29 protein-coding genes are annotated in these 25,293 nt (G+C 60.9%); 7 read left to right on the top strand and 22 right to left on the bottom strand.

Going from position 1 to position 25,293, the window contains the following annotated elements; all coding sequences use genetic code 11:
- Positions 1-8 precede the first annotated feature (8 nt).
- The 10 genes from FOI68_RS00250 to FOI68_RS00210 form a co-directional block, all read right to left on the bottom strand.
- Entirely contained in the window at positions 9-1,406 is a 1,398-nt protein-coding gene (locus tag FOI68_RS00250) for a DCC1-like thiol-disulfide oxidoreductase family protein (RefSeq protein ID WP_143862023.1), read from the bottom strand.
- A 21-nt stretch (positions 1,407-1,427) separates the two neighbouring features.
- Positions 1,428-2,114, bottom strand: a complete 687-nt coding sequence (locus FOI68_RS00245; protein WP_143862022.1) for a DUF5819 family protein — start codon at positions 2,112-2,114, stop codon at positions 1,428-1,430.
- Positions 2,115-2,220: 106 nt separating this feature from the next.
- Positions 2,221-2,529 carry a hypothetical protein gene (locus FOI68_RS00240; protein WP_143862021.1) on the bottom strand — a complete coding sequence of 103 codons (309 nt, stop codon included), beginning with the start codon at positions 2,527-2,529 and terminating at the stop codon, positions 2,221-2,223.
- A gap of 318 nt (positions 2,530-2,847) precedes the next feature.
- A complete protein-coding gene (locus tag FOI68_RS00235) occupies positions 2,848-4,377 on the bottom strand; it encodes an amino acid permease (RefSeq protein ID WP_035298169.1) in 1,530 nt (509 codons plus the stop codon).
- Positions 4,378-4,396: 19 nt separating this feature from the next.
- On the bottom strand, positions 4,397-4,534 hold the full coding sequence (locus tag FOI68_RS23220) for a hypothetical protein (protein ID WP_162836751.1): 138 nt from the start codon (positions 4,532-4,534) through the stop codon (positions 4,397-4,399).
- 70 nt (positions 4,535-4,604) lie between these two features.
- On the bottom strand, positions 4,605-5,372 hold the full coding sequence (locus FOI68_RS00230) for an SDR family NAD(P)-dependent oxidoreductase (RefSeq protein WP_029099286.1): 768 nt from the start codon (positions 5,370-5,372) through the stop codon (positions 4,605-4,607).
- A 14-nt stretch (positions 5,373-5,386) separates the two neighbouring features.
- Complete coding sequence (locus FOI68_RS00225) at positions 5,387-6,772, bottom strand: glutamine synthetase family protein (protein ID WP_143862020.1); 1,386 nt, start codon at positions 6,770-6,772, stop codon at positions 5,387-5,389.
- Between the two features lie 45 nt (positions 6,773-6,817).
- Entirely contained in the window at positions 6,818-8,275 is a 1,458-nt protein-coding gene (locus FOI68_RS00220; protein WP_370512093.1) for an NAD-dependent succinate-semialdehyde dehydrogenase, read from the bottom strand.
- A gap of 184 nt (positions 8,276-8,459) precedes the next feature.
- Positions 8,460-8,804: a carboxymuconolactone decarboxylase family protein gene (locus FOI68_RS00215; RefSeq protein ID WP_029099283.1), complete on the bottom strand. Its 345-nt coding sequence runs from the start codon at positions 8,802-8,804 to the stop codon at positions 8,460-8,462.
- A 124-nt stretch (positions 8,805-8,928) separates the two neighbouring features.
- Positions 8,929-9,153 (bottom strand): hypothetical protein, encoded by a 225-nt coding sequence (locus FOI68_RS00210; protein WP_143862019.1) that lies wholly within the window; start codon positions 9,151-9,153, stop codon positions 8,929-8,931.
- 151 nt (positions 9,154-9,304) lie between these two features.
- Here FOI68_RS00210 and FOI68_RS23215 point away from each other — a divergent pair, with 151 nt between their 5' ends.
- From FOI68_RS23215 to FOI68_RS00200, 3 genes are all read left to right on the top strand, one after another.
- A complete protein-coding gene (locus FOI68_RS23215; protein ID WP_185973854.1) occupies positions 9,305-9,568 on the top strand; it encodes a hypothetical protein in 264 nt (87 codons plus the stop codon).
- 461 nt (positions 9,569-10,029) lie between these two features.
- Entirely contained in the window at positions 10,030-11,535 is a 1,506-nt protein-coding gene (gene hutH, locus FOI68_RS00205) for a histidine ammonia-lyase (RefSeq protein WP_143862018.1), read from the top strand.
- A 180-nt stretch (positions 11,536-11,715) separates the two neighbouring features.
- Positions 11,716-12,132, top strand: coding sequence for a thiol-disulfide oxidoreductase DCC family protein (locus FOI68_RS00200; RefSeq protein WP_029099280.1), 417 nt, complete (start codon positions 11,716-11,718; stop codon positions 12,130-12,132).
- 6 nt (positions 12,133-12,138) lie between these two features.
- On the opposite strand, the gene cdaS is transcribed toward FOI68_RS00200, so the two are convergent.
- From cdaS to FOI68_RS00155, 9 genes are all read right to left on the bottom strand, one after another.
- Positions 12,139-12,762, bottom strand: coding sequence for a sporulation-specific diadenylate cyclase CdaS (cdaS, locus tag FOI68_RS00195; protein WP_143862017.1), 624 nt, complete (start codon positions 12,760-12,762; stop codon positions 12,139-12,141).
- Positions 12,763-12,892: 130 nt separating this feature from the next.
- Positions 12,893-13,402: an acyl-CoA thioesterase gene (locus FOI68_RS00190; protein WP_029099278.1), complete on the bottom strand. Its 510-nt coding sequence runs from the start codon at positions 13,400-13,402 to the stop codon at positions 12,893-12,895.
- Between the two features lie 162 nt (positions 13,403-13,564).
- Positions 13,565-13,885, bottom strand: coding sequence for a hypothetical protein (locus tag FOI68_RS00185; protein WP_035298178.1), 321 nt, complete (start codon positions 13,883-13,885; stop codon positions 13,565-13,567).
- 101 nt (positions 13,886-13,986) lie between these two features.
- Complete coding sequence (locus FOI68_RS00180; protein ID WP_029099276.1) at positions 13,987-14,271, bottom strand: 4a-hydroxytetrahydrobiopterin dehydratase; 285 nt, start codon at positions 14,269-14,271, stop codon at positions 13,987-13,989.
- Positions 14,272-14,345: 74 nt separating this feature from the next.
- On the bottom strand, positions 14,346-15,095 hold the full coding sequence (locus tag FOI68_RS00175; protein ID WP_143862016.1) for a class I SAM-dependent methyltransferase: 750 nt from the start codon (positions 15,093-15,095) through the stop codon (positions 14,346-14,348).
- Between the two features lie 223 nt (positions 15,096-15,318).
- Positions 15,319-16,005, bottom strand: coding sequence for a deoxynucleoside kinase (locus FOI68_RS00170; RefSeq protein WP_029099274.1), 687 nt, complete (start codon positions 16,003-16,005; stop codon positions 15,319-15,321).
- Positions 16,006-16,052: 47 nt separating this feature from the next.
- Positions 16,053-16,688: a deoxynucleoside kinase gene (locus FOI68_RS00165; protein ID WP_029099273.1), complete on the bottom strand. Its 636-nt coding sequence runs from the start codon at positions 16,686-16,688 to the stop codon at positions 16,053-16,055.
- A 240-nt stretch (positions 16,689-16,928) separates the two neighbouring features.
- On the bottom strand, positions 16,929-18,002 hold the full coding sequence (gene splB, locus FOI68_RS00160) for a spore photoproduct lyase (protein WP_143862015.1): 1,074 nt from the start codon (positions 18,000-18,002) through the stop codon (positions 16,929-16,931).
- A 70-nt stretch (positions 18,003-18,072) separates the two neighbouring features.
- Positions 18,073-18,285, bottom strand: a complete 213-nt coding sequence (locus FOI68_RS00155; protein ID WP_029099271.1) for a hypothetical protein — start codon at positions 18,283-18,285, stop codon at positions 18,073-18,075.
- 145 nt (positions 18,286-18,430) lie between these two features.
- Here FOI68_RS00155 and FOI68_RS00150 point away from each other — a divergent pair, with 145 nt between their 5' ends.
- The gene (locus FOI68_RS00150; protein WP_185973842.1) at positions 18,431-18,937 is read left to right on the top strand and encodes a sigma-70 family RNA polymerase sigma factor; all 507 of its coding nucleotides are present in this window, start codon (positions 18,431-18,433) and stop codon (positions 18,935-18,937) included.
- 2 nt (positions 18,938-18,939) lie between these two features.
- Positions 18,940-20,295, top strand: a complete 1,356-nt coding sequence (locus tag FOI68_RS00145; protein ID WP_143862014.1) for a DUF4179 domain-containing protein — start codon at positions 18,940-18,942, stop codon at positions 20,293-20,295.
- Between the two features lie 143 nt (positions 20,296-20,438).
- On the opposite strand, the gene thiD is transcribed toward FOI68_RS00145, so the two are convergent.
- The gene (gene thiD, locus FOI68_RS00140) at positions 20,439-21,233 is read right to left on the bottom strand and encodes a bifunctional hydroxymethylpyrimidine kinase/phosphomethylpyrimidine kinase (protein ID WP_029099268.1); all 795 of its coding nucleotides are present in this window, start codon (positions 21,231-21,233) and stop codon (positions 20,439-20,441) included.
- Positions 21,234-21,345: 112 nt separating this feature from the next.
- On the opposite strand from thiD, the gene FOI68_RS00135 reads away from it, so the two are divergent.
- Positions 21,346-22,155 carry a sensor histidine kinase gene (locus FOI68_RS00135; protein WP_143862013.1) on the top strand — a complete coding sequence of 270 codons (810 nt, stop codon included), beginning with the start codon at positions 21,346-21,348 and terminating at the stop codon, positions 22,153-22,155.
- Entirely contained in the window at positions 22,152-22,799 is a 648-nt protein-coding gene (locus FOI68_RS00130; RefSeq protein ID WP_035298184.1) for a response regulator, read from the top strand. The genes FOI68_RS00135 and FOI68_RS00130 overlap by 4 nt, the downstream gene beginning before the upstream one ends.
- Before the next feature lie 39 nt (positions 22,800-22,838).
- Here the strand turns inward: FOI68_RS00130 and FOI68_RS00125 are convergent, their stop codons facing one another.
- Together FOI68_RS00125 and FOI68_RS00120 are read right to left on the bottom strand one after the other, a co-directional pair.
- Positions 22,839-23,861 carry a TIGR03943 family putative permease subunit gene (locus FOI68_RS00125; RefSeq protein WP_370512097.1) on the bottom strand — a complete coding sequence of 341 codons (1,023 nt, stop codon included), beginning with the start codon at positions 23,859-23,861 and terminating at the stop codon, positions 22,839-22,841.
- A gap of 49 nt (positions 23,862-23,910) precedes the next feature.
- Positions 23,911-24,915, bottom strand: a complete 1,005-nt coding sequence (locus FOI68_RS00120; RefSeq protein ID WP_052660396.1) for a permease — start codon at positions 24,913-24,915, stop codon at positions 23,911-23,913.
- Between the last annotated feature and the right edge of the window lie 378 nt (positions 24,916-25,293).

Genomic DNA, 25,293 nt, shown 5'->3' with positions numbered 1-25,293 from the left:
GGCTTGTCTTACGCGTCCTGCTTGGCCGGGCGCGCTTGCGGCAGATAGCACGCGTCATCGCAGCCGCCGGCGGGAAGGATCGTCCGCCGGGAAGCGACGAAATCATACGCCTTTTGGCCGACGCCGAGCAGGTTGGCCAGGCACAAGAGCGGGCTGATCGGCCACAGGGGCACAAGCCGCTTGCTGATCTGGATGAAGGCGTAGATGCCGTCGCGCATGACGGCGTCGTTCACCCGCCTGCTGTGCATTCGCTGTTCCGCCTTTTGCGGGTCCAGGCCGTACGCGTCGCAGACGCCCGGCTCCCGGAACGAGACGAAGCGAAGCAGTCCGAACCAGTCGAGCTTCTTCAACGTACGGACAGAGGCTTGGCACATCGGGCACCAGCCGTCGTAAAACACCATCACCCGCTGGGCCCGTACCGGCTCCATGCGCCCGATCCGGCGGGTGCGGGTCCGAAGCGCCAGACGGACGCGGCGCCACAGCCGGGCCAGGCCGTTGTGGATGCGCAGGTACTCCTGGTCGGTGATCAGCAGGAAGTCGATCATGCACATGATCAGCGAGAAGGTGACCAGCCCCATGACCACGGCGATGCCGGTGTAAAAGCCGATCACGCAGCAGACGATCAGGTACTTCGTGCAGCGGTTGAACAACAGGAACGGAAACGCCAGCTTGACGATGACCGAAGCGTACGTCGACAGGACGATGAGGAAGTCGTTTTGCAGGATCAGGTTTTGGAAAAACGGGTGGCTGTACTCGTCCACCTGCAGGATGTAGTACACCGCCGTTCCGTTGTGCCAGACCTCCCCCATCACCTGGTACAGGCCGGAGGTCAAGTACATGATGCACAGGTTGATGATGCAGAACAGCACGGCGAAGTTGTGCAGAACCGCCTTGATCTTGTACCACATGGTGTGTTCCACCAGCGGGCGGCGGCGCCAGTATGCGTCCGCGTCTGCGGAAAAGTAGGCGGTCGTGTTGGCAAACAGCAGGTAGAACAGCACCAGCCGCATGATGTTGTCGCCGCCGTCGGAGATGAGCACGTTGCGGTCCATCAGCGAGATGGTGAAGATAAAGTTCAGCACCGAGACGATGCGCCCTTTCCAGCCGATCAGGTAGAGGATGGTGACGATAATTCCCAGGTGATAGATCAGGTCAAAATAGACCAGCGAGGGACTGAGCATGTACAGCGAGTACGCGTGGTCTTTCATGGAAGCGGCCAGGTAGGTGTCGTGATCGATCAGTCCCGCGTCTGACCAGAGCAGGTAGCGCTGCGCGTAATGGATCAGGTACATGTACAGGATGATCAGGCCAAACCCGATTCGTGCCAGCGAAGCCCCGATCAAAAACTCTTCGCGGTACAGCCAATCCAACCAAAGACGCCTGTCGGCGCGCACGGCGGTACCCATGTACGGACTCCCCTTTCTCCATCAGATTGAAGGAACCACAGGTTCGTATCGTTGCCAGTCAAATTCCACGTACTGCCGTTCGTGCTGGTAGTTGGGATTGTGGCGTTCGGAAAACGGCTTGCTGGCCCGGATGAGGACACGCAGTCGAATCGAATCCACGTCCTGGCCGGCAATGTACTTGGGTACGTTCGAAAATCCGTAGCGGTACAGCAGGTGAACCCCTTGCTTTCGGTATTCATCCAGAAGCTCCAGATCCTCTTTGGGGAGCTTCAGATCTTCCTTGTTCCGCTTCTGTTTCTTTTCTTCAAACAGGTTGATCACGTCGTCCTGATGAAACGCCTGCGTGAACGCGCCCACGCCGAACCGCATGATGCGGTTGATGGGCGAAAAGCGATGTTCCCAGTTGGCAGTGATCAGCGGGGTCGTGATGTCGACCCAGTCGCTTTCCACCAGCCTGCCGCTGGCGTCCTTCACTTTCGCCTGTATGTAGATCGTGTTGGTATGGCTCACCGGATTGGGAGCAAACAAGTGCCAGTTTTGCGAAAAAATCGGATTGGTGTAGCCGTCGACGATGTCGCGCCATTTGTTCGTCAGCGGGTTAAACGGAAGCACGTGCAGCAGGATCATGCTGAAATGCCACAGCATCAGGGCAACCAGCAGCACGGGAAAACACGCAAGCAGTCGCTTTTGCCATTTGCCGAGTTCCACGCGAATTGACCACCTTTCCAGACAGGCTGCGATTGGAGAAGGGAAAAGAGAGGGAGAGTTCCGCACGCGGACGCTCCCCTCTCTCTTTTGTCAGGCAAACTGCGGTTTAGTTGTCAAATACAACTTCCAGGTTTTGGTTGGCGTGCAGAGGCAGGGTGGACCATCTGTTCTTGTATTTTTTGTGCGCCCATGCAGCGGCTTTCTCGCCGACGTATTTCCCGACACCTGCGGCTACGCCGGTCAGGGCGGCTACGCCGACGGCGGGGAGAACCTGCGGCTTGACGGAGCCGGCCTTTTCAATCGACGCGAAGTTGGCAGAGGTTTGAACGTTGGTGGAAGTCGCGCCTACCGATGCGGACAGCATGCCGCCGGAAACAACGGTAAGAGCAAGGGCAACCGTGACGACCTTTTTCACGAAACGATAACCTCCTCATTTTTGAAAACATATGGGATCGATGCGTGTTCCTTCCACTTCCTCACATCTGCCCCTTCAGCGGCGGGTGGGCTGGCCAGCCTTTTTTCAAGCAGGTACATGAAAAACACCCTTCCCCTGAAATTGGCGAAATATGGAAAGGGCAGGAACATCTTCATTATAGGATGCTTGTCCAAATGGTGTAAATTGACAATTGTCATATTCTGCTAAAAATGGGTCTTTTGTCATATCATCACCCGCTTATGTGATGGCATTCACATGGAAACAGCCCCTCCAATCGGAAGGGCTGGACGTTTTCTCTCATTTGCCGAACCGCGATTCCTGTCGCTTGATCTCCTCCGCCGTCGTGTCGAGCGCCGCCTGCGGGCCGGGGAAGCGGCGATGGTAGTAGGCCAGATCCATGACCAAGAGGAGCAGGAACATGCCGATCAGGGCGAACCCTGCGTTTTGATTGGGCGGAATCACCATCACGACGCTGATGAAGACGATCCAGACGAGACTGAGCACGTTGATCGGCCTGCTCCATGTGCCGAGGTTCCAGGGGCCGTAGTGCTGGGGGCGGAACAGTCCTTTTGCCTCCGCCCGCAGTTTCAGGTAGAGCGGGATGCCGTAGGCGACGTAAAGACCGACGACGCTGACTGCGGTGAGGAAGGCGAGCGTGGTGTAGCTGGTGTCCGGATTGATCCGTTTCAGGATGTAGTCGAACAGCGCCAGGGCAAAGGAGAGGATCACCACCAGCCAGATCGCCTTGGCCGGCGTGCGGTATCGGACGGAGATTTCCGCCCAGTGGCGGCTCCACGGAATTCCCTTGTCGCGGGAAAATGCGTACAGCATCCGCGAAAACGAGGTGACCGACGAGAGGCCGCAGAACCACATCGCAAACGTCACCAGCCAAAGCACCGCCGTCCCGAACGTCCCGCCCAGTGCTTCGCTGATGACGTGGATGAAGGCGTTTTCCGCCCCGCTCGCGGCAGCCGCGTCCTTGATGGAGAGGGTCACAAAGGCCAGCATCACAAACCCGAAAATGAACGAAAAGGCTACGGAACTGAAAATGCCCCAGGCGGCGCGAACCCGCGGGTTGATCGTTTCCTCGATCGTGTGGGCGGACGCGTCGTAGCCGGTAAACGTCCACTGCGCCTGCAAAAGGCCGATCAGGAACGCCAGGGCGTACGGTTGGTCGGAGAAGGTCTGCCCCACCTGAAACAGGTACGCCAGCGGCTGCAGCTCGTGCCGGGAGAAAAAGGCCAGGCTGCCGACCAGAATGACGACGACGCCGATGTGGTACCAGGCGGAAAAGTCGTTCAGCCTGGCGACGAGGCGAATCCCGATGTGATTGAACGCGCCGTGCAAAAGCAAGGTGATCCCGAACAGCACCAGGGTCGTCGTCTCCGATGACGTGTACCCGAACGCGCCGGCCAGGAGCGGATCGGCGAACAGGGCGAACGAGTAGTCAATGCCGGCGACGATCCCGATCTGGCCGATCAGGTTGATCCAGGCCGTGTACCAACCCCAGCGCTTGTTGGCGAGGACGGCCGCCCAGTGGTACAGCGCCCCCGCGGTCGGGATGGCGGAGGCCAGTTCGGCCATGGAAGCGGCGATCAGCAGGACGAACAGGGCGACGATCGTCCAGCCGAAGCCCATCATGCCCGGCCCGCCGTAGGTCAGGCCGTGGCCGTAGAGCGACACCGCTCCGGTGAGTATCGAGATGATGGAAAAGGAGATGGCGAAATTGGAGAATCCCCCCATGTCACGCAGCAGTTCCTGGGCATACCCGAACCTGTTCAGGTCCTTTTTGTCCTCCAGAATCTGCCGCTGTTTGTCCTGTTGCATCCGCGACTCCTCCTTTCGCTCAGGTGTTCCGGTTGGAACCGATAAAGCTCTCGTGCCGGCTTTCGTCAAACCGGCGGACGCTTTCGTTGGCGCGGTAGCCGATGGCGACCGCCACGCCGATTGTCAGCAGCACCAGGACCAGGCCCAGCAGCAGCATCCCGCTCCCCTCCCCCTGTTGGTTTGAAGCCCGTCTCGGGTGAAACTCACGCCGCGAGCAGCCGGGCCGCTTAAAAGTAGTTGCAGGTGATGCCGCCGTCCACGTTCAGAATCGCCCCGTTGGTCCAGTCGGACTCGTCGGAGGCGAGATAGACGGCGCAGTGGACGATGTCTTCCGGTTTGCCGAAACGACCGGACGGCTGCCGGCCCAGACGGATGCGCCGGGCCTCTTCGTCGCTGACCAGCCATTCGGTCAACAGCGGCGTCTCGATCGGACCGGGACAGATGGCGTTGGCACGGACGCCTTTGGGACGGAATTGGATGGCCAGCGAGCGCGTCAGCGAAACGACCGCCCCTTTGGAAGCGGTGTAGGCATCCTGCGGGACGCTGCAGCCCATGAAGGCGACGAACGAGGCGATGTTGATGATTGAGCCTTTTCCCTGCCGAATCATCGCCGGGATCACGTGCTTGCACATCAGGAACGTGCCGCGCACGTTGACGGCCATCACGCGGTCCCACACCTCGACGGGCGTATCCAGGACGGAGTGATCCTCCGCGGGCATGATCCCCGCATTGTTGTACAGGACGTCAATCCTGCCGTACCGCTCCAGGGTGGCGCTTACGGCCGCCTTGACGCTCTCCTCGTCGGCCACATCGCAGACGAACAGCGACGCCTCGCCGCCTGCCGCCTGTACCCGTTCCACCGTCGTCTGGCCGGACGTTTCGCTGATTTCAAAGACGGCCACCCTGGCTCCTTCGGCCGCAAACATGGCCGCCGCCGTTTGTCCCATGCCGCTGCCTGCTCCGGTGATGACACACACTTTGTCCTGCAAACGCATGCCTGTACGCCTCCTCATCCCTGTTCGAAATAACGGGCCCGCTCCCACGCCGTCACCACGGCGTTGAACGCCTGCTGTTCCACGCGGGCCATGTTGTAGTAGTGGTCGGCGACCGTTTCGCCAAACACGAGGCGAACCGCTTCGCTCTCCCGCCACAAGGCCATCGCCTCGTAGAGCGAGTACGGCACGCGCGGAACGCCCTCGGCCGCGTACGCGTTGCCCCGCCACTCCTCCGGCAGCGGCCGCTTTTCCTCCACGCCCAGCAAGCCCGATCCGATCATGGCCGCGTACGCCAGATACGGGTTGATGTCCGCGCCCGGAATCCGCGACTCGATTCGCAGGCTGCTGCCCTCGCCCACGATGCGGAAGCCGGCGGTGCGGTTGTCACGACTCCACACCGCATGCACCGGTGCCCAGCTCTCCGGGGCGTAGCGCTTGTACGCGTTGACCGTCGAGGCGTAGCAGAGCGAAAACTCCCGCACATGGGCCATCACCCCGGCGAGGAAATGCTGCATCAGCGCCGACATGCCGTACGGCTGGCTCTGGGCATCAAAAAACAGATTGCGGCTGCCGTCCGCATCCCACAAGCTGAGGTGAAGATGGCCGCTGGAGCCGGTCCACTGGTGATGCGGTTTGGCCATAAACGTAACGGCGTGGTCCTCCAGGATGCAGATTTCCTTTGCCCCGTGCTTGAACAGCACGTGCCAGTCGGCCGACTGCAGCGCATCCGTATACTGGATGTTGATCTCGTGCTGGCCGGCATGCGCCTCTCCCTTGGACGATTCGACGGGAATGCCCGCTTCCCGCATAAAATTTCGAATTTTCCGGAAAATCTTCTCATTTCTCGTCCCCTGCAGCAGATTGTAGTCCTCGTTGTAGTGGCCGGCCGGCCGCAGCTCCTCGTACCCGCCGCGATGAATCTCTTCGTAGGTCTGCCGGAACAGGTAAAACTCCAGCTCGCTCGCCATGAACGGCCTGAATCCCAGCTTTGCCGCTTTTTCCAACTGCTGTTTCAGCACGCTGCGCGGCGCGATGGGAATCAACTGGCCGGTCTGTTCGTCCACCGCGTCGGCCAGGACCAGCGCCGTCTTTTCCTGCCAGGGCACGATCCTCAGCGTGCTCCAGTCGGGCCTCGCCAGCCAATCGCCGTACCCGCTCTCCCAGTTCATCAGCGCGTAGCCGGGCGGCGTGTTCATCTCCATGTCGGTCCCCAACAGGTAGGTGCAGAAGTGCGTCCCTTTGCGCAGACCGCCGCGCAGACAGTAATCGGCCGTCAACCGCTTCCCCATCAGGCGCCCCTGCATGTCGACGATGGCGATCATCAGATTGTCGATCTCGCCCCTGCGCATGGCGTGCTCCAATTCCTCCACGCTCAGCAGTCCCTTCGCCGATTCCGTCATTGGTACCCCCTCCTCTCTGACCTTCGTCAGGCTGGCCTTCCCCTCTCAATCGGGCAGTGTCAACGTCACGTATTTGACGTCCAGGTATTCGGCCAAGCCGTGATGACCGCCTTCCCGCCCAACGCCGCTTTCCTTGATGCCGCCGAACGGCGCCTGCGGAACGCTGAGCGACGTGCCGTTTACCGCCACCATGCCAAACTCCAGCCCTTCGCTCATCCGGCAGGAGCGGCCCAGATCGCGCGTAAAGACGTACGCCGCCAACCCGTACGGTGTCTCGTTGGCCCAGCGGAGCACCTCTTCCTCCGATGCAAAGCGGACAATAGGGGCAACCGGGCCGAAAATTTCCTCGCGGGTGACAGCCATGGCGCGGGTGACGCCGTCCAGGACGGTGGGAGCGAAGAAATGGCCGCGCGCATACGCCCCCGCCGCCAGCCGGTAGCCGCCCGTCAGGATGCGCGCTCCGTTTTCACGGGCGTCAGCCACCAACTGCTCTGCCCTGCGCACGGCGTTCTCGTCAATCAACGGTCCCACCTGCACGCCCGGTTCCGTCCCCGCCCCCACCCGCAAACTGCGCACCCGGGCGACAATCCGCTCGGTCAGCGCGTCCGCGATCTCCTGATGGGCGTAAATGACGTTGATGCCGTTGCACATCTGCCCGGCATTTTCAAACTTGTTGGCGACGATGGCCTCGGCGGCCCGCTCCAGATCGGCATCGGGAAAGACGATCACCGGGGCGTTTCCGCCCAGTTCCAGCGACAGCCGCTTGACCTGGTCGGCCGCCCTGCGCATCAACTGCTTGCCCACTGCCGTGGAGCCGGTAAAGGAGAGCTTGCGCACGCGGGGATCGGACAGCCACGCGCCGCCAATCGCATCGGCCTCGCCCGTCACCAGGTTGGCCGCTCCGGCGGGCAGGCCCGTCTCCATCAGGCGATCGAACAGCGCTACGGCGATCAACGGCGTCTGCCGCGCCGGCTTCAGCACCGCAGTGCATCCCGCCGCGAGCGCCGGGGCCATTTTGCGCGCCACCATCGCGGCCGGGTAGTTCCACGGCGTGATCAGAGCGGCTACGCCCACGGGCTGGCGCAGCACCAGGATTCGCTGCTGTTCCCTGGAGGCGGGAATCACCTCGCCGTAGGCCCGCTTCCCCTCTTCCGCGTACCAGCGGATAAACGCGGCGGCGCCTTCGATCTCGTCCCGTGCTTCGTCCAGCGGCTTGCCCTGCTCCGCTGTCAGCAGTTCCGCCAGCACGTCCCTGTCCCGGACGATCCGCTCGGCCCACTCCATGAGGTAACCGGCGCGCGTCTGGGCCGGAAGCCGGGCCCACAGCGGGAATGCCTGCGCCGCCGCGTCGACGGCCAGCCGCGCTTCACGCTCGCCTCCCAGAGGCACCCGTCCGACCACCTCCCCCGTCGCCGGATTCGTCACGTCCAGCGCAGTCGGGAGGGAGTGCTTCTCCCCGTTGATCCAGCAATGATTCCACTGATCCCGCGTTCCGTTCGTCACTGCCATTCCTCCTCTCGGCACGACACCGCCACAGGTTGTGCAACGATTAGTACATTGTACGTGCCAATCGATCGGCTATACCTGGGAAGTGAGCCAAGCGGACGGTTCGAAAGCGGCTTCGACATCCAAAAAACGGAGCAGACCCCCCATGGGTCTGCTCCGCAGTGACCACTGATTCGACGCGCTACTGCACGTCCAGCTTTTTTTCCTCCATGACCTCATTGATCAGAATGACGCCGTGGGACAGCGTCGTCCCACCTCCGAACGCCCCTGCCACCGCTACCGTCTCCGTGATTTCCCGTTCGCTCGCGCCTTCCGCCAGCGCCGCTTCCAGGTGATAGACGATGCAGTGCTCATTGCCCGCGAACAGCGAAATGCCGAGCGCCATCAGGTGCTTCTCCTTGGACGACAGCTCGCCGGGCGTAAAACACTCGCTGGTAAACCGGGTGTAGGCGTTCAGCGCGTCGGGCATCAGCCGACCAAACGCCTGCAGCCCTTCCCGATACTGCTCTGCCAAGTAGTGCTCCATTGCCAGTCTCCTCCAGATGATCCGTTTGTCGATAGGTTAGGTTTCCCCAAACGAACCGCTTCATGCAGGAGCGCGTCACTAAAAAAAGCGCCGCTCACTGGGAACGGCGTTGCTGCGTATCATGTTAGGAGCAGGAAGAGCACCGGCCGCCGCAGCCGCAGCCACAACTGGAGCTGGATCGGTAGGACGACGAGCCGTATCCGCCCGAACTGCTGCCCGTGCGCTCATACGTGCAGCGGTCGTAGTAGTGACGCATTCTCTGTTTGTGGTGGGAGTACAGTTCGTGGTACCTGCCGTATTTCCGGCGGTGATGGCGGTACTGCTCGCATTTTTGCTTGTAGTGGTGCATCCGCTCCAGGTGGTAATGGTATTTATCCAGATCGTAGTCGATGTCCTCCCTTCTACCATGTCTGCGCCGTTCGGAACTGGGCGGTATCGGGATATTGGGGCTGACGTTCGGCGGTATCGGAATGTTAGGGCTGACATTTGGCGGTATCGGAATGTTGGGGCTGACATTCGGCGGTATCGGGATGTTGGGCCGGACGCGCGGCGGTCTCCTCGGAATGTTGGGCGACGGCAGATTGGGTGACGGAAGGTTCGGGGACGGCAAGTTGGGAGACGGTACGTTCGGCGACGGCCGGTTCGGAGACGGCAGGTTGGGCGACGGTACGTTCGGCGACGGCCAGTTCGGGGACGGAAGGTTCGGGGATGGCAGGTTCGGCCATGGCAGGTTCGGAGACGGCACGTTCGGCGACGGCAAATGAGGCAGCGGCTTCTCCTTCGGCTTGCGCCTGGGCCTTGGCAGCGCCGGAGGCATTGGCGGGATCTTGCGGCGTTTTTCCACAGTCACACGTCCTTTCTGGTAAAATCGCACAGTACATGGTATGACATTCACCCTTTCCGAGAAACGACACCTGCCCACTCCCGCCGATAAAGCTGAGCCCGATTTTGCCTTGGTCGTGCGAACGCCGTGTCGGGATTCCCCCTTGACTGCTTCCCTCCATCAGGTACAATGGAAAAAGATGAAATCATCTGATAATTCAAAAGGACAGAAAGTGGGGAAACGCATGCCGGGCGGGCGTCTCGCACGTTTTGCCAATCGCATAGGTACCCGGGAAGAGGGGATAGGATCAAACGTCCTATCCCCTCTTCCTTTTTCGTTCTCTGCTTTGCTAACGGAGGAAAATCCATGCGCACGACACACTTATGGTGAAGGAGGCCGCTCATGAGCGAACAACCGACCGTAATTTTCCTGGACGGCGACCATTTGTCGATCGACCAGGTGACAGCGATTGCCCGCTGCGGGGCAGTAATCCGGCTCACGCCCGAAGCGGCGGAACAGGTCCGCCGCTCCCGCGCCCTGGTGGACCGCATGGTGCGGGAACGGCGCGTGGTGTACGGCATTACCACCGGCTTTGGCAAATTTTCCGATGTCGTCATTCCCGCCGGGGACATCCGCCGCCTGCAGGAAAACCTGATCGTCAGTCACGCCTGCGGCATGGGGGAGCCGTATCCGACGGAAGTGGTCCGGGCGATCATGGCCCTGCGAATCAACGCGCTCGCCAAAGGGTATTCCGGCATCAGGGAAGAAACGCTGCAGTTGTTGATCGAGATGTGCAATCGCGGCGTCCATCCCGTCATCCCCCAGCAGGGGTCGCTCGGCGCCAGCGGAGACCTCGCCCCGCTCGCCCACATGGTGCTGGTGATGCTGGGCAAGGGAGAAGCCGAATTTCGGGGCAAGCGCCTGTCCGGCGCGGAGGCGCTGCACGCCGCAGGCCTGGCGCCGATCCGCCTGGAGGCCAAAGAAGGATTGGCACTGATCAACGGCACGCAGGCGATGACCGCCCTGCTCGCCATCGCCCTGCATGACGCCCGCATCCTGTTGGAGAGTGCCGAGGTGATCGCCGCGATGACCGTGGAGGCGCTGCGCGGCATCCCGAAAGCGTTTGATCCGCAGCTCCATCTCACCCGCCCGCATCCGGGGCAGCAGGAGTCGGCGCGCCGTCTGCTCGCCCACCTGCACGGCAGCGAACGGACGACCGCCCCGGGAGAACTGCGCGTCCAGGACCCGTACAGCCTGCGCTGCATTCCCCAGGTCCACGGGGCGACGCGCGACGCGCTGGAATACGTCTGGGCGGCCGTCACACGGGAATGCAACAGCGCAACCGACAATCCCATCCTCTTCCCCGACACAGGGGAGGTGATCTCGGGCGGCAACTTCCACGGTCAGCCCATGGCGCTGGCGGCCGATTTTCTCGCCATCGCGATGGCCGAGTTGGCCAACATTTCCGAACGGCGAACGGAGCGTCTGGTCAATCCGCAGCTCAGCGGCCTGCCCGGTTTTTTGACGGAACACGGCGGGCTGCACTCCGGCTTCATGATCACCCAATACACGGCCGCTTCCATCGTCTCGGAGAACAAGGTGTTGTGCCACCCCGCTTCGGTCGACTCGATTCCCTCCTCCGCCAATCAGGAGGATCACGTCAGCATGGGCACGACGGCGGCCCGCAAGCTGCGCGCCGTTGTCGCCAATACGGCCAGGGTGCTGGCCATCGAATACCTGGCGGCCGCCCAGGCGATCGAGTTTGGCAGCGGCCGGTTGGGTGACGGCACGCAGCGGGCCTATGAGCACATCCGTCGCGCCATTCCGCGCCTGACCGAAGACCGGGAGATGCACACCGACATGGCCAAAGCGGAAGAACTCATCCGAAGCGGCGTGCTGGTCTGGTGACGTTCCCCGAAGCCACACCTCCATCGCATCTGCGTAATGGAGAAGCGGCCGCCGATCTGTTATGCTGAAAGGGAGAGGATCATGCGGCGGATACGGCATGGGGTATGCCGTCTGCGGCAAGCCTGACACGTTCCCGCAGCATCCTCTCCGCACCGACTTCTGTGACAGGAGGCGCTTTTGATGAACAAGCCGCCCCGCTCCGAAGCCATTCTGCTGTTTGACGGCGTGTGCAACCTGTGCCACGGCGCCGTCCGGTTTATCATCCCGCGCGACCCCTCCGGGCGGATCCGCTTCGCTTCGCTCCAGTCGGAGACAGGCCGCCGTCTCCTCGCCCGGCACGGCTTTCCCGCAGACGAACTGCGCACCGTCGTGCTGATCGAGGGGGACAGCCTGTACACCCGCTCGGACGCGATGCTTCGCGTCGGCCGCAAGCTGAACGGGTGGTGGCCCCTGCTCTCGTCGCTGGGACTTGTGATTCCCCGTCCTGTACGGGACTGCGTGTACAACTGGATTGCCCGCAACCGCTACCGCTGGTTCGGGCGGCAGGAACAGTGCCTGCTCCCCACGCCGGAGATCCGTCAGCGTTTTGTGGAGTGAGGGAGGTCATGGCACCGGCGCGCCGGTCATGATCGGATACAGTTTCCCCTTGAAGGCAAACGAGGTCTTCCCCGTCTCCTCCGACACGACCAGGACGAGCGCGTCGCTTTGCTCCGTCAGTCCAATCGCCGCCCGGTGACGGGTGCCCAGCTTGCGTCCGCCCGCGTCCACTCTGGACAAAGGCAGGACGTTGCCTGCCGACACGATCCGGTTGGCGCGGACGAGAACGGCCCCGTCGTGCAGGGGGCTTCCCGGATAAAACAGGGACTCCAGCAGCGAATAGCTGAGCGACGCGCCGATGGGAACGCCCGCCTGAATCAAGCGGTCAAGCGGATCGTTCCGCTGAACCACGATCAGCGCGCCGTGGCGCCTCTCCGACAGGTGCCGGATGGCGATGGTCAGGTCCATGTAGGTATCGGTGTAAGGCCCCAGGTAGCACTGCAAATAAAACGAGGCGGCTTTCGCCTCGATCCGGGTAAACCACTCCTTGACCTCTTCCAGCTTTCCCAGCAGGCAGTTGTTCTCGTCTGCCAATACGGAAATGCTCTGCTGCAAATTCTCGACGATCTCCTGCAAATCCCGCTTGATTTGTTCCTTCATCGGGGAGACGTCGCATTCCACGTGTTCCATGCCCATCCCTCGATTCACGACCGTTCGTTCGCGATTATTGTGACCGTTCGGCCCCATCGGCATACCGCACAAACAAAAACCCCGCCGGATCGTGACCATCCGCGGGGTTTAGACGATTTGACGATGCAGGTCAAATGCTTTTCTTGATGTTCAACTGACCGATGAAAGCTTCCGTGCTGCGCTTTCGTTCCTTGCGCATCTGCTTCCGCTCTTCGGCGGTCTCAAAGAGGTATTTTTCCTCTTCCGTTTCCGGAATGACCGGCGGAACCGGTGTCGGCTTGCCGTCTTCGTCGAGAGCGACGAAGGTCAAAAACGAGGTGGCGGTCAGAGCACGCTCCCCGGTCAGCAAGTTCTCGGATATGATTTTCACGAACACTTCCATCGACGTGGTTCCCGTCGAGGAGACGATCGCCTCCAGGCAGATGGATTGGCCCATTTTGACGGGGGTCAGGAAGTCGATGGAGTCGATGGATGCGGTGACGACCGGCCGACGGCAGTGGCGCATGGCGGCGATGGCCCCCACTTCGTCGATGTAGGACATCATCTTTCCGCCAAACATGGTATTGTGAAAGTTGGTATCGGACGGCAGTACCAGTGAAGCCTGAATGGTTCGGGACTCTTTTGTCGTCTTAGCTTTCATCGCTGTTGCTCCTTTGCCAATCAACTTGTTGACGTTCCCATCATACCACAAGGCGGACAGGTTTCAAACGAGTGAACATCGTTTTCCGCCGCCGTTTGCTGCCGCCTGTCGTGCTGCAGCCGAACCGGCCGTTTCCGCAGCGTGAACAAGCCGCCGGCCCGCTTATCGTTTCAGAACGATCTCCGCTTCCGTGCCGAAAATGGAGAGGCGCCCGTCGGCAAAAGCGGCCAGGTCTTCTTCGTCCGCAGGAATCTCCATCAGGATGTCCACGACCTGGTCGCCGTCAACGGCAAACGACAACTGCAGATCCTTTTCCCCAAACTCGTTGTCCGACAGCCGCACGTCAATCAGCTCACCGCGAAACTGCGTCACTTCCTCGTCTTCGCCGTCACTGTCCCACTGGGTAAACTGAATCTCCGCCGCCTGTCCGCGAAATTCCTTTTCCATCACCGCCATCAACTGATCGTGCTGGTGAATCTCCATGTGAATCCCTCCGTTTCATTATGTACACAACTCCATCTTACCAGACCGCGGCCGCCAAACAAAAACGCCGCCCGGATGAACGGGGCGGCGCATCGGCCGTTCTAGCTTACCTTGCTGATTGTCTGGGCGAGGGCAAAATCCTTGCCCGTCAGCCCTCTCGCGTCCCGGGTGGTCAGCGTGAACGTGACCGCCCCGCCGGAGATCTGGATCTCGACGTGCTGGCTGTCGTGTTCCAACTGCTCCGCCACGCGGTTGACGAAGCTGACGGCGGCGGCAAAATCGGGACAGTGGTACGTGCGGGCCAACGCCATCCGGTCTTCCACCAGCCTCCAGCCGGGCACTTTGTTCATGTACACTTTTACCTGTTCCAGTGTCAGTCTGCTCATCAGCACGCCCCCTTCGCTCGGTGAACGGAATTACCACCATCATATTCACCGACACGTCCGGTTAGTCACGCTGATCAGCGCTCAGCCTGCCGCTTGCGGGCGTAGAAAATCATGCGCGGCGACGTTTCCGCCTCGTACGGCCGGAAATCGTAGTCGCCGAAGGTTTCGATCCGCTCAAATCCGGCCCGGCGCAGCATGGCCGTCATTTCCTCCACGGAGAACAGGCGTACCTGCTCCAGATAGACGCGGGGCTCGGGCTGCTCCGCATCGTTGACGACGATCCGCTTTTTGACAAACCCGTCTTCGATCCAGCGCTCCTCCTCGATGAAGAGGCCGGCGACCTCTTTCGTCGAGCGCGGCACGAGATGGGCCTTGACGTAGGCTGGATTGAGGTAATCGATGACGACTTCCCCGCCCGGTTTCAATGCGGCGGCCATGTTTTGGACCACCTGTGCGTTTTCCTCGTCGGAAGCGAAGTAGCCGAAGCTGGTAAACAGGTTGACGACGATGTCAAACTCTTCCCGAAACGGGATGTGGCGCATGTCGTAGCGGTAAAAGCGCAGGTTGGGAAACGAGTTCTGTTCCTCCGCCAACTGCAGCAGGACGGACGACAAGTCCACCCCGACCACGTCGTATCCCCGGCGAGCCAAGGCCCGCGAGTGACGCCCGCTCCCGCAGCAGAGGTCCAGCACCCTGCCCGTGCGCTTGATCGGCAGCCGCTTCAGCAGATTGGCGATCTCCTCGTCCGCCGAAGCATCGTCGCGGTGTTGGTACACCAGCACGTAATCTTCACGAAAGCTGCGTTCAAACCATTCTTCTGCCATTTCTGAGCTCCTTTGATTTCCAAGATGCCACTATTATACCACAGCCGGATTGGGCCAAAGCCCATTTCGCCCGGCTCGAAGTGCAGCGCAAGGCGGAAGACCCACGCCCCTCGCGACAGGACAGGGCGTCATCCCCCGGGCCGGCAGCCGTTTCTCTGCGCAAAAAAAACCCCCTCGATCGGCATGGGGTCACGCCGCCAGGGGTGCTTGCACTCGATTGGCCTTATCGGCGGAACGACCGACCCAGGCGGATTTTTTCCGCCACCCGGGACAGGACCACTTCCACCGAGGACTGATCGGCCACCACGTCGTACTCGTTGATGTTGATCCGCAGGACGGGACAGGCGGAAAACGAGCGAATCCAGCGTTCGTACCGCTCGTACAAATCCCGCCAGTATTCGACCGGCGTCCGCTGTTCCATCGGCCGCCCCCGCTCCTTTACCCGGCTGAGAATGTCCTCAAAACTGCCCTCCAGATAAATCAAGAGGTCGGGATGGGGGAAGTACGGCGTCATCACCATGGCTTCAAAAAGCTGGGAGTAGGTCTGGTAATCTTCCTCGGTCATGTGCCCCTGTTCGTACAGCATGCGGGCAAAAATGCCCGTGTCCTCGTAGATCGAGCGATCCTGAACGAACCCCCCGCCGTATTCGAACATGCGCTTCTGTTCCTTGAAGCGCTCCGCCAGAAAGAAAATCTGGAGGTGAAAGCCCCACCGGGAGAGATCCTCGTAAAAGCGGCCCAGGTACGGGTTGTTGTCCACCTTTTCCACGGAGACGCGGAAGCCCAGCAGCTCGGCCAGCGCGCGCGTAAACGTGGACTTGCCCACCCCGACCGTTCCGCCGATGGTGATCACGGCGTTGCTCGGTATGCCGTATTTTTCGCGAAGATGGCTGTTCCTAAATCCTGACATGAACGTAACTCCTTCTCCTGTAGTTGCGGTTGGCCCTTTGGAAACGCTCACGATTCCTGCAGCGCCCTGATCTGCGGCCCGATCTGGCCGAGCACGTAGGCGAGATCCTCCGGCCTGTGCACGAAATCCAGATCGTCGCAGTGAAACTTGATCACCGGCGTATCGGGATGACACCGTTCAAACGCTTTCATAAATTCGTCGTAATCGGCGATCAGGTTTTTCATGTACCCCACATCCATGTTGCGCTCCACGTCCCGGTCGCGCATCGCGATCCGCTTCATGACGGTGTCGATCGAAGCGGTCAGATAGACAACCAGATTGGCCTGCGGCAGACCTTCGGTGAGGATGTCGTAAATCTTTAAATACTTTGGCAAATTTTCACCGTCCAGGGTCCTTTTGGCAAAGATCGTGTTTTTGAAAATGTTGTAATCGGACACGACGGACACGCCCTGCTGCAGGTACCGGGAGCGGATGTCCTGAAGCTGCTTGTAGCGGTTGCAGAGAAAAAACATCTCCAGTTGGAAACTCCACTCCGCGATGTTCTCGTAAAACTTCCCCAGAAACGGGTTCTCGTAGACGATCTCTTCCAACAACTGCAGCCCGAAAGCCTTGCTGATTTCCCGGGACAGCGATGTTTTGCCGATTCCGATCGGCCCCTCGACGGTAAGCAAAATGGACTTCATGACTATGTACAAATCCTTTCCCACGATATGAGAGCACTCCATATTGTAGCATGGACGGTCACGGTTTGTCGAAAAGATTCGATTCACGGGGGAAACATTGGCAGCTTTATGGCAGCAAACAACCTGTGGGCCGGCCAGCAATCTGCCAGGCCGACCCGTGATACGAAAACGAACGAACCGGTGTTGTCTGATACGGCATACCCTGGACGGCGGAGCATGGCCCCTTGATCATCAGCGGCTTCAGGTGAAGTACTCGATTTTCGCCTGCGGAAACAGCCGGGCAATCTCCCGCTCCAGGTGGGCTTGCAGTTCTTTGGCCTGCTCGTCCGGATAGACGTATTTGCCTCTGCCGTACTTGCCCCACTTGTATTTGCGTTCCGCTTCGTTCATCTCCAGTCTGGTTTTGGGATATCGCTGCAAGATCAGCTTCTTGGCCACTGTGGTAAAGCGGTGCTGGATCAGTTCAAAAGTCAGGTCCTCCATCGCCTCGGGGACCAACTGCTGCCGAAGCCTTTCCAGGAGATCGGTGTAGCCCGCTTCCCATCCGTCAAAGCGGTAAAGCGGCGCCAGAATGAAGCCGAGCGGATAGCCGGCCCTGGCCACTTTTCCGGCCGCTTCCAAACGCTGTTCAAAGCTGGACGTGCCGGGTTCGAAGTTCTTGATCACGTAGTCCGCGTTCATGCTGAAGCGAAAGCGGGTCTGCTTGTTGTGCCGGGCGTCGAGCAGGGAGTCCACATGGTGAAACTTGGTGACGAACCGCAGCCTCCCCAACGGCTGATTGCCGAAAAACTCGATGGCCCGCTTCAGATTGCCGGTAATGTGCTCGATGCCGACCGGGTCGGAGGTACAGGCCGCCTCAAACCGGGTGATCCGGGGGGCCCGCTCGCGGATGTACCGCTCTGCCTGGGCAAAGATTTCCTCCGTGTTGACGTAGACGCGGACGTACGGCCTGGTGCCGATGTTGGTGTTCAGGTAGCAGTAATGGCAGTGGGCCGCGCAGCCGGTGGCGAGCGGCAGGGCGTACTCGGCCGACGGCTTGGACGGCTCGAACTTCAGCGTCTTGCGCACGCCTACGACCAGTGTCCGCTTGGCGTTGCGGTACTGCTGCACCTCCGTCTCTCCCGGAATGCCGCGCACCTGATTGTGACTGGTCGTCATCCGGATGGGCAGGCCCCGCTGTTGATACCGCCGGTACAGTTCCCGGCCGAGCGGGTAGTCCAGTGCGGCCGGTTCAAAGAAGACGAAATCCGGCTCAAACAGGTTCGCCTCGCTGCCGTCCGTCGATGCCGCCTTGTTCAACCTTGTCGTTTCCATGGCAGGTTCCCTCCTCCGGCTAGTATCTCCTGCCCGCCGAACGTCCACCGCGGAGAAACCTGGCTGGCACCTACTGCAAGGTCTGTTTGAAGCGGCGCAGCCACTGCTCGGCCTCTTCCCGCTCCTCCGCAGGCACCTGCAGCACGTAGACGTGTCCGGCCCGCTTTGTCCGCTGCGCCAAGAGCCTCACCCGCACTCCCCTCGTTTCCAGATACCGCCGGCACTCCTGGGCCATTCGCGGCAATCCGTATGATTCGTGAATAGTCCTCCATTTGATCCACATGTTTGGTTCCACCCGCCCTTTCCATGCTCGATACCATACTGTAAGCAGCTGCAGGACGTCCGGTTCAACCTGGACAGCGGATCAACCGCGCGCAGGCAAAACCGTTTGCCGCTCCCGGGCGTCTAATAAGACGGGAGGGGTCGACGTGAACCTGGAACAGCTTGTCGCGGCCGCGCAGCGCGGAGACGACGACGCGTTTTACCAATTGATTCGCGCACACAAGGAAAAACTGTACAAGGTGGCCTACGCTTTTTTCCGCAACGAGACGGACGCCCTGGAAGCGCTGCAGGAAGTGACCTGCCGGGCCTACCTGAAGCTCTCCAAGCTGAAAACTCCCGCCTACGTGTCCACCTGGCTGACGCGGATCATGATTCACACCTGCATTGACGAGCAAAAGCGAAAGCGGCGCTGGCAGTTGGAGCCGACCGAACGGGAGGCCGCCCACGTGGAGGACACCGACAGCCGGCTGCAGATCGACGAGGCACTGTCCCGCCTGGCTCCCGTCCAGCGCCAGGTGATCATTTTGAAGTACTTTGAAGATTTGACCATCCGGGAAATTGCCTCCCTGCTCGGCCACCCGGAAGGCACGATCAAGACGTGGCTGCACAAGGCGCTCGGCGCCCTGCGCGAAGATTTGGGAAAAGGATGGTGATCATGGTGCGTGACTGGGAGCAAACGGAACAGCAGTTGTCCGAGATCAGGGAGCGGTATCAGCATGTGGCGGTCCCGGAACAGGCGGATCGCTACATCCTGGCCGGCATGGTGGAAGCGCGGCGGCGGCAGATGCGCACGCAACGCCTGCGCCGGATTGGCTGGTCGGCGCTGACCGCCTGCGTGCTGATGCTGGGGCTGGTCTTCTCCATCCGCCTCTCCCCCGCCGTCGCCGCCTACGTCAGCCATGTGCCCGGCTTGAAGCCGCTGGTGGAGCTGATCCAGTACGACAAGGGACTGCAGATGGCGGCCCGCCACGGTTTGACCCAGCCGGTTGGCAGGTCAGCCGTCCGCGACAAGGTGAGCTTTACGGTGGATCAGGTGTTGATGGACAAAAGACGGATGCTGATTGTTTACACCATCAGGAACGCGGAGCCGGGACATTTGATGGAGCTGGAAAATCTGGAACTGTACGATCCGTCGGGAAAACCGTTGGAGGGGGGGATCTCCTGGTCTCACCAGCCTGCAGTCGAAGAGGCGGTCGTGATTCATAACAAGCTGGAAGTTTACATGCCGGATGACGTCCCGATTCCGGACCGCATCACCGCCAAGGTCACCCTGTCCGTGGACGGTCAGGTATGGGAACCCTTGTCCGTGGACATCCCGATCGACAAGTCCACATTCGCCGACCTGACAGAAAAGGTGTACCCCGTCAACAAAACCGTGATCGTGGACGGTCAGGCCATCACGGTGGAGCGCGTCACCGTCTATCCGACGCAGACGGAGGTGGCCATCCGCTTCGACCCGAAAAACAGCAAGCGCATCTTCGGCTTTGACAACCTGCGTCTGGTCAACGAAAAAGGGGAGACGTTCGCCTTCTGGGGGAACGGCGTATCCAGCCGTCCCGTCGACGAGGACAGCGTGGTCTACTACCTGGAGAGCAGCTACTTTACCCCGCCGGAAAAGCTGTACGTGACAGCCGACGGCATCCGGGCCCTGGACAAGGACAAATTGCACGTGGTCATCGACGCGAAAACCGGCCGGCTGCTGCAGGCGCCGGACAACAGACTGCGGGTGGAAGCCCTGCGGCAGAACGGAGACGTGGTGGGGCTGGACCTCGGTCTGCGGGTGGAGGAGCGCGATCTTCACCAGTTTCACCCGTATGTCCGGGATTTTACCGATGACCGGGGCAACGAGTACGAGCATGTCCAGGGGACTTCCTACGTGGACGGCGGCGTCCAGCATTATGGGGAACTGTTCAAACGGAAAACGGAGAAGGGCGTTCCGTCCACGTATCGGTTTACCCTGTCCTATTATCCCGCGAAACTGAATGGGGACTTTACCGTCTCCATCAAATGATCGGCTGCGGCCGGTTGGAACGGTTGCCATCGGCCGGACGGAACGGTTGGAATCGGCGGCTCGGGCCGTCACCCGGACGTTCGACCGCCTTTCCGCCATAACGAAGAAGAGCCCGAGGTCTCCTCGGGCTCTCTGCTGCTGTTTTATTCAATGGTTGCCCAGTGATTGGTCGGGCCGTGCCCGCCGCCGATTTGCGGTGCGGTGGCGATGGCCTGGACGATGAATCGGTTGGCCCGCTCCACCGCTTCCACCAGCGGTTTCCCCTTGGCCAGTTCCGCCGTCAGGGCTGCGGAAAAGGTGCAGCCGGTCCCGTGGGTGTGCCGGGTATGAATGCGGCTGTGGGCCATTTCGTAAAACGCTTGTCCGTCGTACAGCATGTCGACGATCTCCTCGCCGTCCAGGTGTCCGCCTTTCATCAGCACATGGCGTGCGCCCAGGGCGTGAATCGCCTTTGCCCCTTCCCGCATGTCCGCCGGCGTGCGGATCGTCATGCCGGTCAGGCACTCCGCTTCCGGCAGGTTGGGCGTCACCACTTCGGCCAGCGGGAGCAGGTGTGTTTTCAGCGCGTCAATCGCTTCGTCCAGCAGCAGCTTGGCCCCGCCCTTGGCGACCATCACCGGGTCGACCACCAGCTTTTCCAGGCGAAACGCGCGCACTTCCTCCGCCACCGCCCGGATGATCGCCGCGTCAAACAGCATACCCGTCTTGGCCGCGTCCGCGCCGATGTCCCGCAGGACTTCGCGGATTTGCTGCGTCACTGCTTCGGTCGGCAGCGGGTAGACCCCCGCCACCCCCAGGGTATTTTGCGCGGTCACCGCCGTGATGGCGCTGGTGCCGTAGACGCCGAGCTGATGGAACGTTTTCAGGTCCGCCTGGATGCCGGCGCCGCCTCCGCTGTCCGAACCCGCGATGGTCATCGCTTTTGCAACCGTGCTCATGTTCTCTCCTCCTGTCAGTCTCTCGCTCTTACCCGAGTATATCATCCGCCCGGCTCCTTCGGTATACTAGATACGAGGTTTGAAGGATCAGGCAAAAGGAAGGGGTTTTGGCATGACGTACCGCAGCCTCTACTGGCTGACCGTTCTCCTGCCGCCATTCATCATCGGCGGCTTTGAATTTGTCCGGCACGATTTTCTGCTCGAATACCTGTCGATGGAAACGGGCAACGTCTACATTACGATCCTGACCCTGCTGCTTTCGTTTCTGTTTGCCACCTGGATGTTCCGCAAGATCGAGCGGATGAATGCCAAGCTGGTGGAAGAACAGGCGCGCCGCGCGGTGTACGAGGAGCGGGAACGGCTGGCGCGGGAACTGCACGACGGCATCGCCCAGTCGCTCTTTTTCCTCAACGTCAAGCTGAAGCAGGGACAGCTTGAGGATGCGCGGGTGGCTGTTTCGGCCATCGACAATCACGTCCGGCAGGCGATTTTCAACCTGCGCTCCCTGCCCGAAGAAGGCAGCAGCTTCACGCAGCGCGTGGAAAAGTGGCTCGCCCAGTGGAGCGCGCTGTCGGGAGTGGATGTGACGCAGGAGGTGAAGCTGGACGACGGCTTTTTTTCACCGGCCGAAGAGGTGCAGTTGTTCGGCGTCATCCAGGAGGCGTTTGCCAACATCCGCAAGCACGCCAATGCCCGCCACGCGTGGCTGAAGCTGGTCGGCGCCGGTCCCGGAAACTGGCAGCTCGTGATTGAAGACGACGGCATCGGAATCCCGCCGATTGACGGCGAAGCGAAAAAATACGGCCTCGCGATGATGTGCGAGCGCGCCAAGCAGTTGGGCGCCGCCATCGTCATCCGCCAGCGCGCGGCAGGCGGCACGGAGATACGGCTGACGGCCGGAAACGGAGGAATGGGGAGATGAACGCATACCGGGTGTTGATTGCCGACGACCATCCCATGGCGCGAATGGCGATCCGCAGCCTGTTGGAACAAGATCCGTCCTTTGAGGTGATCGGCGAGGCGGCCGACGGAGAGGAGGCGTACACCCTCTGCGGACAGCTTCAGCCCGATCTGGTGCTGATGGACATCAACATGCCCAGGTGGAGCGGCCTCGAAGCCACGCGGGAAGTGAAAAAAGCGTACCCGCACATCAAGGTGGTGATCCTCAGCGTATCCGACGATGTCGGCGACCTGATCACCGCCATCCAGTTTGGCGCCCAGGGGTACCTGCTGAAAAACCTGGAGCCGGACGACTGGATCACCTATCTGCATGCCCTCCTGGGGGAAGACAGCGACGTCTCCCGCGAAATGGCGACGCGGCTGCTTCACCGCTTCCGCCAGGAGGAAAGACTGGACGAGCCGACGCCGGACGTGCTCACCCCGCGCGAACGGGAGATCGTCATGTACGTGGGGGCCGGCAAAACCAACCGGGAGATCAGCGACGCGCTGATTATCGCGGAAAACACAGTGAAAAACCACATCAAAAACATCTTGGAAAAACTGCAGTTGGCCAATCGGGTACAGTTGGCCGCCTATGCGGTCCGCCACCGTCTGCTGAAAAAATGACGGGGACAGGTGATGCGTTCACCTGTCCCCCAGCCGCTTCTATGGGGCAGCGGCGTTGAAGTCGTAGTACACGTACGGATCCTTGGGCGCCTTGACGGGCTGGATCCGGGACGCCTTCAGCACCAGCATGTCGTATCCGTCCACGCTGCGAAGCTCCAGTTTCCCCCTCACCTTCACCCAACTGTCCGTCGCCCATTTGCTCGCCGCCTTGTCTTCCACCAGGATGCCGAAGACGGTGGCGTCCGCGGTGCAGCAGGAGACGGAAAAGCGGGCGACGACAAACTGCTGCGGCGTAAAACCGGGTTCGCGGTAAACAAAGCCGAGCGTTTCCAGCTCCTTGCCGGCAAATTCCTTGGCGTACAGCTCCATCGTCGTCAGGCCGTCGAGAAACAGCTTGTCGTCCAGGTGGATCACCGGCTGCTTGTACAGGGATACGGCGATGTCCGTGTAAAAATCACCGAAGCTGTTGGCGGCAAATCGCTGGCGGATCTGCTCGTCGGTTTGCGGAACCGACTGGTTGGGACTCCCGCTGTCCCCCGCTTTTTCGGGGGCATCGGACCTGCCTGGGCCGCCATTGCCGGACACCGTTGTATTCCCCGTCTCACCCGCCCCTTTCGCCTTCTCCGTCCCGTCCGTCATCGCGTTGGCGTCAGGCGCGGGCGAACCCGCCTGATCCGACCCCGGCTTTGTCGAACTGCCGACGGATTGCACCCATTTTCCCTCTCCTGTCAGCAGCGTGACGCCGCGCTTTTCCGCGACCGCGCTGCCCAGCGTCTTGTCCGGCAGCACAAGCCCCATCACCAGCGGCAGGGCAAACAGTCCGTAGACCACCAGCGCGGTAAAGGGACTGCGCGGCACCTTGTGGGCGTCTCCACAGTCGCACTCGTACGAGTCCGGACCGACCACCGCCTGCCGGATGCTGACGGCTGTCAGAAGCGCCAGGATGGCGACGGTTACGTAGCTCAGCATGTGCAGCCGGGGCGCCAGGTAGTGGCTGAGGCGGCCGGTGACGATCAGATCGGCGAGCAGCAGGGTAAATCCCAGCAGGATCAGGCTGCGCATGATGTAGTGACGTTTGACTGTTGACGGTTGCACCTCGATCTTCCTCCCCTCATGTCGGCATCAGCATGGTGACGACCAGCACCAGGAGCGTCACCGTCACCAGCAGCTTCACGACGAACCCGGCCCGAAACGTGCTGAACAGCATCAACGTGTTTTTCAGGTCCAGCATCGGGCCGTAGACGAGAAACGCAAGCAGCGAGCCCGCGTGAAACGTGTTGGCAAAGGATGCCGCGATAAACGCGTCCGCCTCCGAGCACAGGGAAAACAGGTATGCCATCCCCATCATCACCAGGTGGGAGGTGAGCGGCGTCTGCCCGATCGAGAGCAGCGTGTCCCGGCTGACGAAGACCTGGAGCAGCGCGCTGATCAGGGCACCGAACAGCAAGTATTTTCCCATGTCAAAAAATTCGTCCACCGCGTGGGAAAGGGTGGCGCTCAGCTTTCCGCGGATCGCTTCCGTATGGGCGGCCTCGTGCAGAATCTGCCGCTCTACTCCCAGGCGCAGCGGATTGTGGCGGACAAACAGCCAGACGAGCACGCCGGCCGCAAGCGCGACGATCAAACCGGCTGCCGCCCGGTACAGCGCCATGTCGGGCTGCCGCTGAAACGCGAGAAAGGTGGACGACAGCACGACCGGATTGACGATCGGCCCGGCGAGCAAAAAGACGATCCCGACGTGGACAGGCATGCCTTTTTGGATCAGCCGCCGCACCACGGGGATGACGGCGCATTCGCAGACGGGAAACAGAAAACCGAGCAGTCCGGCAAACGGGAGTGCCAGCAGCGGATTGCGCGGCGTCCAGCGGCGGACCTGCTCTTCCGTGACGAACGTCTGGATAAAGGCGGAGAAAAACACGCCCAGCAGGACAAACGGAATTGCCTCCAGCACAATGCTGAGAAACAGGGTTTTGACGTCCAGCCAGCGCCCGGACAACTCCAGCCTGCCCGGGGAAAACAAGCCGTCTCCGCTTCTCGCCGTCAGCCAGACGACGGCCAGCCCCAGGAGGACGGCGCCCATTATCTCAATGAAAAACGTTCGGAGTTTGGCCAGCACGTTCGCTACCTCCATCCCTTTGCAGCCATTCTTGTCCTCATCATTATACAAGGGAATTGGCGGAAAATGACTCACACACTTTTTTTTCCAGCCGTTCCGTTTTATAATAGCTGCAAGAGGTGATCGCGTGAACACCAGGGAACGGCACAAGGAACCCGCGCACGACGCATGCCGGATTCGGTTGCTGCCGGACACAAGGGGACCGCCTGATCCCCCGCGTGCACGAAACGAAAGGCGCGGCCGCCATGTTCAAGGCGCTCGATGGCGATCGCGTGCGACACCTCATCCTGTCAGGCGTGGAGCGCCGCCACACACAAACCGTTCCACTTCAAATCCCTGCAGCCATTCCGGCATGATTCCCGAGCCAGCTCATCTCTC

It is taken from the genome of Brevibacillus sp. LEMMJ03 (assembly GCF_007197875.1).
In the GTDB taxonomy this organism is placed as follows: Bacteria; Bacillota; Bacilli; order Brevibacillales; family Brevibacillaceae; genus Brevibacillus; species Brevibacillus thermoruber.
The sequence above is the reverse complement of the archived record's forward strand: the minus strand, read 5'-3'. Positions and strand labels throughout refer to the sequence as shown.

Bases quoted from the DNA above. Each gene is read 5' to 3' on its own strand.
- FOI68_RS00250 (WP_143862023.1), bottom strand. From the start codon at position 1,406: ATGGGTACCGCCGTGCGCGCCGACAGGCGTCTTTGGTTGGATTGGCTG.
- FOI68_RS00235 (WP_035298169.1), bottom strand. From the start codon at position 4,377: ATGCAACAGGACAAACAGCGGCAGATTCTGGAGGACAAAAAGGACCTG.
- FOI68_RS23220 (WP_162836751.1), bottom strand. From the start codon at position 4,534: ATGCTGCTGCTGGGCCTGGTCCTGGTGCTGCTGACAATCGGCGTGGCG.
- FOI68_RS00230 (WP_029099286.1), bottom strand. From the start codon at position 5,372: ATGCGTTTGCAGGACAAAGTGTGTGTCATCACCGGAGCAGGCAGCGGC.
- FOI68_RS00225 (WP_143862020.1), bottom strand. From the start codon at position 6,772: ATGACGGAATCGGCGAAGGGACTGCTGAGCGTGGAGGAATTGGAGCAC.
- FOI68_RS00215 (WP_029099283.1), bottom strand. From the start codon at position 8,804: ATGGAGCACTACTTGGCAGAGCAGTATCGGGAAGGGCTGCAGGCGTTT.
- FOI68_RS00210 (WP_143862019.1), bottom strand. From the start codon at position 9,153: ATGCACCACTACAAGCAAAAATGCGAGCAGTACCGCCATCACCGCCGG.
- FOI68_RS23215 (WP_185973854.1), top strand. From the start codon at position 9,305: ATGTTGGGGCTGACATTCGGCGGTATCGGGATGTTGGGCCGGACGCGC.
- hutH (WP_143862018.1), top strand. From the start codon at position 10,030: ATGAGCGAACAACCGACCGTAATTTTCCTGGACGGCGACCATTTGTCG.
- FOI68_RS00200 (WP_029099280.1), top strand. From the start codon at position 11,716: ATGAACAAGCCGCCCCGCTCCGAAGCCATTCTGCTGTTTGACGGCGTG.
- cdaS (WP_143862017.1), bottom strand. From the start codon at position 12,762: ATGGAACACGTGGAATGCGACGTCTCCCCGATGAAGGAACAAATCAAG.
- FOI68_RS00190 (WP_029099278.1), bottom strand. From the start codon at position 13,402: ATGAAAGCTAAGACGACAAAAGAGTCCCGAACCATTCAGGCTTCACTG.
- FOI68_RS00185 (WP_035298178.1), bottom strand. From the start codon at position 13,885: ATGGAGATTCACCAGCACGATCAGTTGATGGCGGTGATGGAAAAGGAA.
- FOI68_RS00180 (WP_029099276.1), bottom strand. From the start codon at position 14,271: ATGAGCAGACTGACACTGGAACAGGTAAAAGTGTACATGAACAAAGTG.
- FOI68_RS00175 (WP_143862016.1), bottom strand. From the start codon at position 15,095: ATGGCAGAAGAATGGTTTGAACGCAGCTTTCGTGAAGATTACGTGCTG.
- FOI68_RS00170 (WP_029099274.1), bottom strand. From the start codon at position 16,005: ATGTCAGGATTTAGGAACAGCCATCTTCGCGAAAAATACGGCATACCG.
- FOI68_RS00165 (WP_029099273.1), bottom strand. From the start codon at position 16,688: ATGAAGTCCATTTTGCTTACCGTCGAGGGGCCGATCGGAATCGGCAAA.
- splB (WP_143862015.1), bottom strand. From the start codon at position 18,002: ATGGAAACGACAAGGTTGAACAAGGCGGCATCGACGGACGGCAGCGAG.
- FOI68_RS00155 (WP_029099271.1), bottom strand. From the start codon at position 18,285: ATGTGGATCAAATGGAGGACTATTCACGAATCATACGGATTGCCGCGA.
- FOI68_RS00145 (WP_143862014.1), top strand. From the start codon at position 18,940: ATGGTGCGTGACTGGGAGCAAACGGAACAGCAGTTGTCCGAGATCAGG.
- thiD (WP_029099268.1), bottom strand. From the start codon at position 21,233: ATGAGCACGGTTGCAAAAGCGATGACCATCGCGGGTTCGGACAGCGGA.
- FOI68_RS00135 (WP_143862013.1), top strand. From the start codon at position 21,346: ATGACGTACCGCAGCCTCTACTGGCTGACCGTTCTCCTGCCGCCATTC.
- FOI68_RS00130 (WP_035298184.1), top strand. From the start codon at position 22,152: ATGAACGCATACCGGGTGTTGATTGCCGACGACCATCCCATGGCGCGA.
- FOI68_RS00125 (WP_370512097.1), bottom strand. From the start codon at position 23,861: ATGCGCAGCCTGATCCTGCTGGGATTTACCCTGCTGCTCGCCGATCTG.